This window comes from Streptomyces sp. CNZ287 (assembly GCF_007827615.1).
Genome location: NZ_VISV01000001.1, coordinates 172,167 through 183,069, shown reverse-complemented (window position 1 = coordinate 183,069; position 10,903 = coordinate 172,167). Strand labels below are relative to the sequence as shown.

The window sequence follows — 10,903 nt, the reverse complement described above, 5'->3', positions numbered from 1 at the left end:
CCCACTGTGCTCTCACACGCTTACGGAGTCCCCGTGTCGCTGCCACCGCTGGTCGAGCCCGCCCCCGAGCTCTCCGTCGACGAGGTCCGCAGGTACTCGCGCCACCTGATCATCCCGGACGTCGGGATGGCCGGCCAGAAGCGGCTGAAGAACGCCAAGGTGCTCTGTGTGGGCGCCGGCGGCCTCGGCTCGCCCGCGCTGATGTACCTGGCCGCGGCGGGTGTGGGTACGCTCGGCATCGTCGAGTTCGACGAGGTCGACGAATCGAACCTGCAGCGGCAGGTCATCCACAGCCAGGCGGACATCGGCCGCCCCAAGGCCGAGTCCGCACGTGACACGGTGCTGGGCATCAACCCGTACGTGACGGTGAACCTCCACCAGGAGCGGCTGGACTCCTCGAACGTCATGGAGATGTTCGCCGAGTACGACCTGATCGTCGACGGCACGGACAACTTCGCCACCCGCTACCTGGTCAACGACGCCTGCGTGCTGCTCGGCAAGCCGTACGTGTGGGGCTCCATCTACCGCTTCGACGGCCAGGCGTCCGTCTTCTGGGCCGAGCACGGCCCGTGCTACCGCTGCCTGTACCCCGAGCCCCCGCCGCCCGGCATGGTGCCGAGCTGCGCCGAGGGCGGCGTGCTGGGCGTGCTGTGCGCGTCGATCGGCTCGATCCAGGTCAACGAGGCCATCAAGCTGCTCGCCGGCATCGGCGACCCGCTGGTCGGCCGGCTGATGATCTACGACGCCCTGGAGATGCAGTACCGCCAGGTCAAGGTCCGCAAGGACCCGGACTGCGCGGTCTGCGGCGAGAACCCGACCGTCACCGAGCTGATCGACTACGAGGCGTTCTGCGGCGTCGTCTCCGACGAGGCGCAGGAGGCCGCGGCCGGCTCCACGATCACTCCGAAGCAGCTCAAGGAGTGGATCGACGACGGTGAGAACATCGACATCATCGACGTCCGGGAGCCCAACGAGTACGAGATCGTCTCGATCCCCGGCGCGCGGCTGATCCCGAAGGACGAATTCCTCATGGGCAACGCCCTGGAGGGGCTGCCGCAGGACAAGAAGATCGTCTTGCATTGCAAGACGGGTGTCCGGTCCGCGGAAGTCCTGGCGGTGCTGAAGTCGGCGGGCTTCGCCGACGCGGTGCACGTGGGCGGCGGCGTGGTCGGCTGGGTGAACCAGATCGAGCCGGACAAGCCCGTCTACTGACGAACGGCGCACCACGCGGACGACGCGGCGTGCCGCCGCCGGAGGGCTTCCGGCGGCGGCACGTCTGTCTGTCCTCCCGGGCGGGCTACTTGCGGCAGGTCGTGTCGTTCTGCGGGGCCCGGCCGTCGAGGAGGTACGTGTCGACCGCCTTCTGCGTGCAGCGGTTGCCGCTGCCGTACGCGCCGTGCCCCTCGCCGACGCGCGTCAGCTTCACCGCCACGTCGCCGCCGAGCGCCTCGGCCATCCGCTGCGTGCCCTCGAACGGCGTCGCCGGGTCGCCCGTGCTGCCGACGACCAGCATCGTGTCCGCGCCCTCCGCGCTCACCTGCGGCGTCGAGCGCTTGCCCGTCACCGGCCAGCCGTCGCACGACGCCAGCCCCCAGGCCATGAAGTCGCCGAAGACCGGCGACGCCTTGCGGAACTCCGGCAGCCGGTCGCGGATGTCGTCGATCGAGTAGCGGTCCTTGGTGTCCGCGCAGTTGACCGCGAGGAAGGACGACTGGAGCGTGCTGTAGTGCCCGTCGGGCTCGCGGCCGTTGAGCGCGTCGGCCAGGAGCAGCAGGGGCGCGCCGTCGTCGTCCTGCGCCTGCTCCAGGCCCTGCGTCAGCAGTGGCCAGAGCTGCTTGGAGTACAGCGACTGCGCGATGCCCCCGGTGGCCAGCGACTCCGTCAGATCGCGGCCCGAGGAGCCCGGGATCGGCTTGCCGTCGAGCCGCTTCAGCAGGTCCGCGACGTCTTCGGTGGCGACCGCGGGCTCGCCGGATCCGGCCTCGCCGAGGGGGCACTTCTTGCCCTGCCGGGCGCAGTCCTCGGCGTAGCTCTCCAGCGCCTGCTGGAAGCCCTTCGCCTGCGCGAGCGAGCGCTGCGCGCTGTTCTGCGTGGGGTCCACCGGGCTGTCGAGCACGGCCCGGCCGATCCGCTCGGGGAAGAGGTGGGCGTAGACGGCGCCCAGTTCGGTCCCGTACGAGACGCCGAAGTAGTGCATCTTGTCGTCGCCGAGCGCGGCGCGCATGAGGTCCATGTCGCGGGCTGCGCTCTCGGTGGCGACGTGCGGCAGCACTTTGCCGGACTTCTTCTCGCAGGCGGCGGCGAAGTCGTGGATCCGGTCCAGGTACGCCTTCTCCTCCGCCTTGTCACCGGGGGTGTTGTCGGCGGCGAAGTACTTGTCGAGCGCACGGTCGCCGAGGCAGTGCACGCCCTCGCTGCGGCCGACGCCGCGCGGGTCGAAGCTGACGAGGTCGTAGCGCTTGTGCAGCGTCTTGTACTGGGAGGCGAGGCCCGGCAGGGTCTCGATGCCGGAGCCGCCGGGGCCGCCGAAGTTGAAGAGCAGCGAGCCGATGCGGTTCTCCCGCGGCCCGGTGGCCTCGGCGCGGATCATGGCGATGCCGATCTTCTCGCCGTCCGGCTTGTCGTGGTCGAGCGGTACGTCGAGCGTGCCGCACTCCCAGTCGGTGTCGGCGGCCGGCGCCCCGGGTGCGGGCTTGGGGAGGTTCTTGCACGCCCCCCAGTGGATGCCGGCGGCCGCCGCGCCGTCCTCCAGCCCTCCGTCACGCTCGGACGACGACGCGATGGCGCAGCCGCCCGCGGCCATGGCGGTCAGAAGGACGGTGGCGGCGGTGACGGCGGTGGTCGGCTTGGTGACCCGCACGGCGGCTCCCCGGTCTCGGCGGTGGCGGACTGCCATCGTCCGGCGGGGCGCGGACGGCCGCGCGCTGCGCGGAGCGTACGGGTGAGTACGGTGGTCCCCGTACCGTTCACCCCCGCCACCAGGGAGGCCGCGTGTCCTACTACGTCCTCGACTACTCCTACGTCGACGACTACCTGGCGCGGCGGGACGCCTACCGCGAGGCCCACCTCGACCTCATCCGCGAGTGCCACCGGCGCGGCGACCTCTTCATGGCCGGGGCCATGACGGAGGCCCCGCCGCGCGGCCTGCTGGTCTGGCGGACCGAAGGCCCGGGGCCCGCCGAGGAGTTCGTCAGGAGGGATCCGTACGTGGCGAACGGGCTGGTGGACAAGTGGAGCATCCGCCCCTGGAACGTCGTCGCCCTCTGACCCGCCCCCGGCGGGGCCCGGCTACAGGGCGCCCTTGCGGGTCAGGTGGGTGAACGACAGCCACCCCGGCAGCACCGGCATCCAGAACGTCAGCAGCCGGAAGAGCAGCACCGCTGACAGCGCCGTGTCGCTGGGCATCCCCGCCGCCGTCAGACCCGCGGTGAGCGCCAGCTCCACCGCGCCCACGCCGCCCGGTGTCGGGGCCGCCGAGCCCAGCGCGTTGCCGGCGAGGAAGACGACCGCGACGCTCGCGAAGCTGAGATCGCCGCCGAAGGCCCGTACCGAGGCGTCCAGGCAGAGCACGAACGACAGCGTCATCAGCACCATGCCGCCGATGCCCGCCGCGAGCTTCTGCGGGCGCTGGAGCACGTCCAGCATGCGCGGCACCACGCCCGCGAAGAGCGACCGGATCCGCGACGACACGGCCTTCCGCAGGAACGGCACGGCCGTGATGATCAGGATCAGCACCGCCGCCGCGAGCAGACCCGCGATGACCGTACGGGACGGGGACAGCGACGGCGTCCGCTCGGTCCCCGTCAGATAGCCGAAGGTCAGCAGCAGCAGGATGTGGCTGCCGAGGCCGAAGAGCTGCGAGGCGCCGACGCTCGCGACCGCCAGGCCGGGCCGTACGCCCGACTTCTGCAGGAAGCGGGTGTTGAGCGCGACCCCGCCGACCGCCGCCGGGGCGACCAGCTTGACGAACGAGGCGGCGACCTGCGCCAGCACCGTCCGCCCGTACGGCACCCGCTCGGGGACGAAGCCCAGCAGCGACATCGCGGCGGCGAGGTAGGTGGCGGACGAGAAGAGCGCGGCAAGCGCCGCCCAGCGCCAGTTCGCCTGCGCCAGCACGTCGTCGACCTTGACGTGGGTGAGCTGCGTCAGCAGGAAGTACGCGGCGAAGACGCCCGCGATGATGCTGACGAGCGTGCGCGGCCTGATCCGCTCGATCCGTACCGGCTCCACCGGCGCCTGCGGCCGGATCAGCAGCACGTGCTGGCGGATCTGCGTCAGCACGTCCTCCTCGCGGGCCTCGTCCAGGGCGCCCTCGATCGCCCGCTTCTCGGCCTGCTTGGCGGCCCGCATGCTCTTGCGGTCCCCGGCCGCCTGGTGCTTGCGCGACCGCGACGCCTCGATGACCGCCTCCCGCTCGCGCGCCGCCCGCTCCCGGGAGAGCCGGCGCAGCTCCGCGCGGGTGTCCCGGGTCAGCGCGATCGGCTGAAGCAGCGGCAGCGCGTCGGCGACCGCGTCCGGGCCGAGGACCTCCACCGCCGCCGCGACCGCCCGCTCGGCGCCGACGCGGAGCGCGAAGGTGGTGAGCAACTGGGCGATGTCCATGCGCAGCACGACGTCGCCCGCGGCGATGTCGCCGTTGCTGAGGTCGGTGAGGATCACCTTGCCCGAGCGCGTCACCAGCACGGCGTCCGCGTCCAGCCGGCGGTGCGCGATGCGGCGCGACTGGAGCGCCCTCACCTGCCGCCAGCTCTCGCGCATCAGCAGGTCCGTGATCACCTCGTCGGCGACGGAGGCCAGCGGCCGGCCCCCGGTGTGCTCGTAGACGAGCATGACCGCGTCGGGGCCGAGGTCGGAGGTGGCGATGAGCTTGGGGGCGTTGGCGCCGGCGGCGATCGCGGCGTACGACAGCAGCGCCTCCTGCTCCAGCGCCTGCCGCAGCGACTGCATGCTGCGCCGCTGGTAGACGCCGCGCAGCGACAGGCGGCGCCAGGCGCGGTAGAAGAAGCCCTGGGCCTGCTGCTCGCGGTCGACGACGGTGACGTCCAGCGGCGGTCCGTCCTCCAGCGTGACCACGAACCGCCGCCCGCGGCCGTCGCCCTCCAGGTCGGGCTGCTCCTCGGGCACGAGCGCGCTGACCGGGCGGAAGCCGACGCGGCGCAGGCCGGCGAGGAGGTTGCGGCCGGTGGGGCGGACGTTGGGAGAGCCGACCGCGTACATCGTGCCGTAGGCGACGGTCCAGCCGATGAGGACGGTGAGCAGGATGGCGAACGGGGTGGTGTAGCCGCCGACGAGCACCGCGAGGCCGTCGAGCACCAGGACCGTCCACATCAGCACGCGCCAGCGGGCGTGCCTGGCCATGCCGACGGCGGTCATGTACGCGATGACGGGGGCGAGATAGCCGTGTACGGGGTCGGTGCGCTCGCCGTCGCGGGCGATCTGGGTGAGCGCCCCCTGCACGGAGCCGGGGGCGGCCTCGGAGACCCAGAGCGAGACGGCGAGCCCGGCGCCGTGCGCGAGGACGGCGGCGAGCACGCCGTCGGCGATGCGCAGCCCGTCGCGCTTGACGAGGCGTTCGACGGCGAAGGCGACCGGGACGATGAGGACGGCGATGCTGGAGGTGAGGCCGCCGAGGGTGACGACGAACGAGGGCGTGTACTCGGCGCCCTTGGTGATGTCCTCCTCCAGGCCCTCGGTGGTGCCGTGTGCGACGGCGGCCAGGCCGAGGACGGCGGCGATGCCGAGGATGCCGAGGAGCAGCCGCATGAGGTCGGAGGGGCGGTGCACGCGGGCGGGCAGGAGGGGGTCGTCGCCCTCGATGGGGCCGGGGGGGGTGCGGCGGCGGGAGTCGTAGCGGGCGGTGGCGGGGGAGTGGGGGCGGGGGGTGTCGTAGAGGCCGCGGGGGTGGTCGGGGGAGTCGCCGCGGTCGGCGTCGTGCTCGTCGTACGGGCCCGGGCGGGCCCGCTCGTCCCGCCCGTCACGCCCCTCGGGACGGGCCTGCCCGTCCGGGCGGGCAGCGCTCTGCGCCTCCGCGGCCGGCTCTGCCGGCGGAGGCTCCGCCGCGGAGTCGCGCCGCATGCCCTGGGTTGTCCCGTCTTCGTCTCGTATCACCAGTCACCGCCCGCACGATGGTGGCACGAGCATGTCTCCGATGGTCGCATCCGGGTGTGCTTGACGGCGGTGTGCCCGCTGCCGGCCGCGGCGCCGGACTGTCGGCGGTCTGGGGCAGGATGGGGCGGATGGACGACGCGACACCCTCCGCCGGCCCCCCGGGCCCGGACGCCGGCCTGCTCGACGAGTACGCGGACCGGGTGCTCTCCGTGGCAGAGCGCATCCCGCCGGGCCGCGTGATGACGTACGGGGATGTGGCGGAGTTCATAGACCGCGGCGGGCCGCGCCAGGTGGGCCGGGTGATGGCGCTCTACGGGAGCGCCGTGCCCTGGTGGCGCGTGGTGCGCGCCGACGGCCGGCCGCTGCCGGGCCACGAGCGCGAGGCCCTGGAGCACTACCGGGTGGAGGGCACGCCCCTGCGCGCCACCACCGCGGGTGACCAGCGCATCGACCTTCGCCGCGCCCGCTGGGACGGCAGCGGCGACGGTGTCGAGGGTCATATCTGACAGCTTCCGACACCGGGCACCAAACGGCCCGGGCCGCCGCCCGTACGGAGTACGGTTCGGCAACCGGCACCTCCCTTCCGTCCTCTGTCACCGGCGATACATGTGAGCACTCTGCCCGTCTCCTCCCCGGCCTACCGGCTCGTCCGCACCGCACCCGTGCGGCCGGTCCCCCCTGTGCCGGACGCAGCGCAGCGCGCGGTGGTTCATCACGGGGACGGACCGCTGCTCGTGCTCGCCGGGCCGGGGACGGGAAAGACGACGACTCTGGTGGAGGCCGTCACCGAGCGGATCAGGCGCGGGGCGGACCCCGAGCGGATCCTCGTGCTGACGTTCAGCCGCAAGGCGGCGGTGGAGCTGCGCGACCGGATGGCGGCCCGGCTGGACGGCGCGCAGGCGCCGCAGGCCAGCACCTTCCACTCGTACTGCTACGCGCTGGTGCGGGCGCACCAGGACGCCGAGATGTTCGTCGAGCCGCTGCGGCTGCTGTCGGGGCCGGAACAGGACGTCGTCGTACGGGAACTCCTCGCCGGGCACGACGCGGACGGCTCCCGCGCGCGGGTGTCCTGGCCGGCGGAGCTGCGGGCCTGCCTGACGACGCGCGGGTTCGCCGACGAGGTGCGGGCGGTGCTGGCGCGCAGCCGGGAGCTGGGCCTGGGGGCGGCGGCGCTGGACCGGTTCGCGGCGGCGGCGGGGCGGCCGGACTGGGCGGCGGCGGGGGAGTTCCTGGCGGAGTACCTGGACGTGCTCGACATGCAGGGGGTCCTCGACTACGCGGAGTTGGTGCACCGGGCGGTGCTGCTGGCCGAGTCGGAGCGGGTGGCGGCGGAGCTGGCGGGGCGGTACGACGCGGTGTTCGTCGACGAGTACCAGGACACGGACGCGGCGCAGGTGCGGCTGCTGCGGGCGCTGGCGGGCGGCGGCCGGACGCTGGTCGCCTTCGGTGACCCGGACCAGTCGATCTACGCGTTCCGGGGGGCGGACGTCGGGGGGATCCTGACGTTCCCGGAGGTCTTCCCGCGGCGGGACGGCGCGCCCGCGCCGGTCGCGGTGCTGGGCACGTCGCGGCGCTCGGCCGCCAAGCCGCTGGCGGCGACGCGGCTGCTCACGCGCCGCATGCCGCTGCCGCGGCTGCCGTCGGAGGCGGTACGGGCACACCGGGGACTGGCGCCGGTGCGCGACGGGGGGCGGGTGGAGGCGTACACGTACCCGACGGCGAGCGGCGAACTGGACAACGTCGCGGACATCCTGCGCCGGGCGCACCTCGAAGAGGGCGTGCCGTGGCGCGAGATGGCGGTCCTGGTCCGCGCGGGCGGCCGCACGATCCCGTCGGTCCGCCGCGCCCTGACCTCGGCGGGAGTCCCCCTCCACATAGCGGGCGACGACCTCCCCCTGCGCCACGAACCGGCGGTCCAGCCCCTGCTGACAGCCCTGAGGACAACGGCCGCGGCGGTACTGCCTCCGGCGGGCCGGGGGGGACGTACGGAGGAGGAGGGCGGCGAGACGACGCCCGGGGGTACGGCGGACGCGGCACCCGACGAGGGGGACCCCCCGGTGCGCGACGCCTGGATCCCCCCCGACGTCGCCATCGCCCTCCTCTCCTCCCCCCTCGGCGGCATGGACGCCGCCGACCTGCGCCGCCTCGGCCGCGCGCTCCGCGACGAGGAGCGGGCCGCGGGCCGCTCCGTACCGCGGCCCTCCGGCGTCCTCCTCGCCGAGGCCCTCGCGGAGCCCCGCCGCCTCGTCGTCCACGACCGCGCCTACGCCGGCAGCGCCCTCCGCCTCGGCCTCCTCCTGCGCAAGGCCCGCGACCTCCTCACCCGCGGCGGCACCGCGGAAGCCGCGCTCTGGGAACTGTGGGACGGCACCCCCTGGCCGGCGCGGCTCCAGCGCGCCGCCGCCCGCGGCGGTCCCGCCGGGCGCAACGCCGACCGCGACCTCGACGCCGTCTGCGCCCTCTTCGAGACCGCCGCCCGCGCCGAGGAGCGCACCGGAGGCCGCGGCGCACTCAACTTCCTCGAAGAGCTCGAAGCCCAGGACATCGCCGCCGACGTCCTCACCCGCCGCGCCGACGACTCCGCGGGCCCCGACGCCGTACGCCTCATGACCGCCCACCGCGCCAAGGGCCTGGAGTGGCGGCTCGTCGTCATCGCCCAGGTCCAGGAGGGGCTCTGGCCCGACCTGCGCCGCCGCGGCTCCCTGCTGGAGGCGGACCGCATCGGCCGCGACGGCCTCGCCGAGCCGCTGCCGCCCGGCGCGATCCTCGCCGAGGAGCGCCGGCTGTTCTACGTCGCCGCCACCCGCGCCCGCGAACGGCTCGTCGTCACCGCCGTGAAGGCGCCTGCCGAGGACGGCGACCAGCCGTCGCGGTTCCTCGCGGAGCTGGGCGTCGACCCCAAGGACGTCACCGGCCGCCCCCGCCGCCCGCTATCCGTCGCCGCGATGGTCGCCGAGCTGCGCGCGACGACCGTCGACCCCGAGGCGTCCGACGCCCTGCGCGCCGCCGCCGCCGAGCGGCTGGCCCGGCTGGCGGCGCCGGCGGACGACGGCCGTCCGCTGGTGCCCGCCGCGCACCCGGACCGCTGGTGGGGCCTGGACGAGCCGACGGAGAACGCGGTGCCGCTGCGCGACCGCGACCTGCCCGTCGCGCTCTCCGGCAGCGCGGTGGGGCAGTTGGCGGACACCTGCGCGCTGCAGTGGTTCCTCGGCCGCGAGGTACGCGCCGACGCTCCGGCCTCCGCCGCGCAGGGCTTCGGCCTCGTCGTCCACGCCCTCGCCGACGAGGTCGCCTCCGGCCGTACCCCCGCCGACCTCGACGCGCTCATGGAGCGCCTCGACGGCGTGTGGGACGGCCTCGCCTTCGACGCCCCGTGGAAGTCCGCGCAGGAGAAGGGGAACGCGCGCGCCGCCCTGGAGCGCTTTCTGCGCTGGCACGTGCTGGAGCGGGGCCGCCGTCCGGTGGCCAGCGAGCGGGACTTCGACGTCACGCTGAAGGCCGGTACGTACGAGGTGCGGATCAAGGGCACCATGGACCGCGTCGAGGAGGACGCCGAAGGCCGCGCGTACGTCGTCGACTTCAAGACCGGCAAGTCGCGGCCGACCGGGCCCGAGGTCGCCGAGCACGCCCAACTCGCCGTGTACCAGGCCGCCGTCGCCGAGGGCGCGGCCGGCGCGGAGCGCACCGTGTCCGGCGGCGCCGAGCTGGTCCACCTGCGGATCGGGGCGCCCGTCCGGGAGGGCGGCGACGCGCTGCCGAAGGTGCAGCGGCAGCCGCCCCCGGAGGGCGACTGGGTGCCCCGGCTGCTGGCGACCGCCGCCGCCCGGGTGCTCGACGAGCGCTTCGGGCCGACGCCCGGCGACCACTGCGCGCAGTGCGCTTTCCGCAGCTCGTGCAGTGCCCGCCCGGAGGGCCGGCACGTCGTGGAGTGAGACCACGGTAGGAGACCCCGGTGTGACACCGCGGCCGTCTGTGTGGTCGTATGACCAATCGGTCAGGTGTAAGCAACAAGTAAGGATTGACTGTGCGTAAGAGCGTGGTGGCGGCGGCGCTGGTCTCGGCCCTGGGTGTGACGGTCCTCTCGGCGTGCGGCAGCGAGGACAGCGGTCTCGCGGGCAAGTCGCCCGAGGAGATCAAGGACGAGACGGTGGCGGCCATGCGCTCCGCCAAGTCCATGACCCTGGACTTCCAGCAGACGGGGGCGGCGGGGACGGCGATGAAACTGTCGGTGACCAAGGGCGGCGAGTGCACCGGCAGCGTCACCACGCAGGGTGCCACCGCGGAGATCCGCCGCGCCGGCGGTACGTCCTACATGAAGCCGGACACGAAGTTCTGGGAGCAGAACGCCGGCAGCCCGGAGCAGGCGCAGCTCATCGAGGCGACGGTGGGCGACCGCTGGGTGGAGATGGGCGCGGGCCAGGACGACTTCGCCTCCTTCTGCGACCTCGACACGATCCTCAAGGACATGGACGACGAGGACAAGGGTGACGGGGACAAGGGCGGCAGGAAGGACACCACCGAGAAGGGCGACGAGGGCGAGGTGCGCGGCACCCCGACCATCACGCTGATCGCCAAGGAGGACGGCGAGACCACGCGGGTCCACATCGCCACCGAGGGCGAGCCGTACATCCTCAAGATGGAGATGGAGGACGGGGACCAGCCGGGCACAGCGGAGTTCTCGGAGTTCAACGAGAAGGTCGACGTCACGGCGCCCGCCGACGCGGTGAACCTGAACGAGCTGGGCGGCTGAGCCCGTAGCGCATCCCGCGTCCCTCGCGCCCGCCGGCAGCCGCGG

7 protein-coding genes are annotated in these 10,903 nt (G+C 73.8%); 5 read left to right on the top strand and 2 right to left on the bottom strand.

All coding sequences use genetic code 11. The features are described from left to right. Positions 1-33: 33 nt before the first annotated feature. Positions 34-1,212: an adenylyltransferase/sulfurtransferase MoeZ gene (moeZ, locus tag FB457_RS00805; RefSeq protein WP_047017921.1), complete on the top strand. Its 1,179-nt coding sequence runs from the start codon at positions 34-36 to the stop codon at positions 1,210-1,212. A gap of 85 nt (positions 1,213-1,297) precedes the next feature. Here moeZ and FB457_RS00800 read toward each other — a convergent pair whose 3' ends face one another. Then, the gene (locus FB457_RS00800; RefSeq protein WP_047017922.1) at positions 1,298-2,860 is read right to left on the bottom strand and encodes an alpha/beta hydrolase; all 1,563 of its coding nucleotides are present in this window, start codon (positions 2,858-2,860) and stop codon (positions 1,298-1,300) included. 131 nt (positions 2,861-2,991) lie between these two features. On the opposite strand from FB457_RS00800, the gene FB457_RS00795 reads away from it, so the two are divergent. Next, a complete protein-coding gene (locus tag FB457_RS00795) occupies positions 2,992-3,267 on the top strand; it encodes a YciI family protein (protein ID WP_047017923.1) in 276 nt (91 codons plus the stop codon). Between the two features lie 21 nt (positions 3,268-3,288). Here the strand turns inward: FB457_RS00795 and FB457_RS00790 are convergent, their stop codons facing one another. Next, the gene (locus tag FB457_RS00790) at positions 3,289-6,075 is read right to left on the bottom strand and encodes a lysylphosphatidylglycerol synthase transmembrane domain-containing protein (RefSeq protein WP_145780434.1); all 2,787 of its coding nucleotides are present in this window, start codon (positions 6,073-6,075) and stop codon (positions 3,289-3,291) included. 161 nt (positions 6,076-6,236) lie between these two features. Here FB457_RS00790 and FB457_RS00785 point away from each other — a divergent pair, with 161 nt between their 5' ends. From FB457_RS00785 to FB457_RS00775, 3 genes are all read left to right on the top strand, one after another. After that, entirely contained in the window at positions 6,237-6,614 is a 378-nt protein-coding gene (locus FB457_RS00785) for an MGMT family protein (protein ID WP_047017925.1), read from the top strand. Positions 6,615-6,710: 96 nt separating this feature from the next. Beyond that, complete coding sequence (locus FB457_RS00780) at positions 6,711-10,040, top strand: ATP-dependent helicase (protein ID WP_486588919.1); 3,330 nt, start codon at positions 6,711-6,713, stop codon at positions 10,038-10,040. 92 nt (positions 10,041-10,132) lie between these two features. Further along, positions 10,133-10,858 (top strand): hypothetical protein, encoded by a 726-nt coding sequence (locus FB457_RS00775; protein WP_047017926.1) that lies wholly within the window; start codon positions 10,133-10,135, stop codon positions 10,856-10,858. Positions 10,859-10,903: the final 45 nt, after the last annotated feature.

What these genes read in the sequence shown, in the direction of transcription:
- FB457_RS00790 (WP_145780434.1), bottom strand. Translation starts at nt 6,075, where the DNA reads ATGCGGCGCGACTCCGCGGCGGAGCCTCCGCCGGCAGAGCCGGCCGCG.
- FB457_RS00785 (WP_047017925.1), top strand. Translation starts at nt 6,237, where the DNA reads ATGGACGACGCGACACCCTCCGCCGGCCCCCCGGGCCCGGACGCCGGC.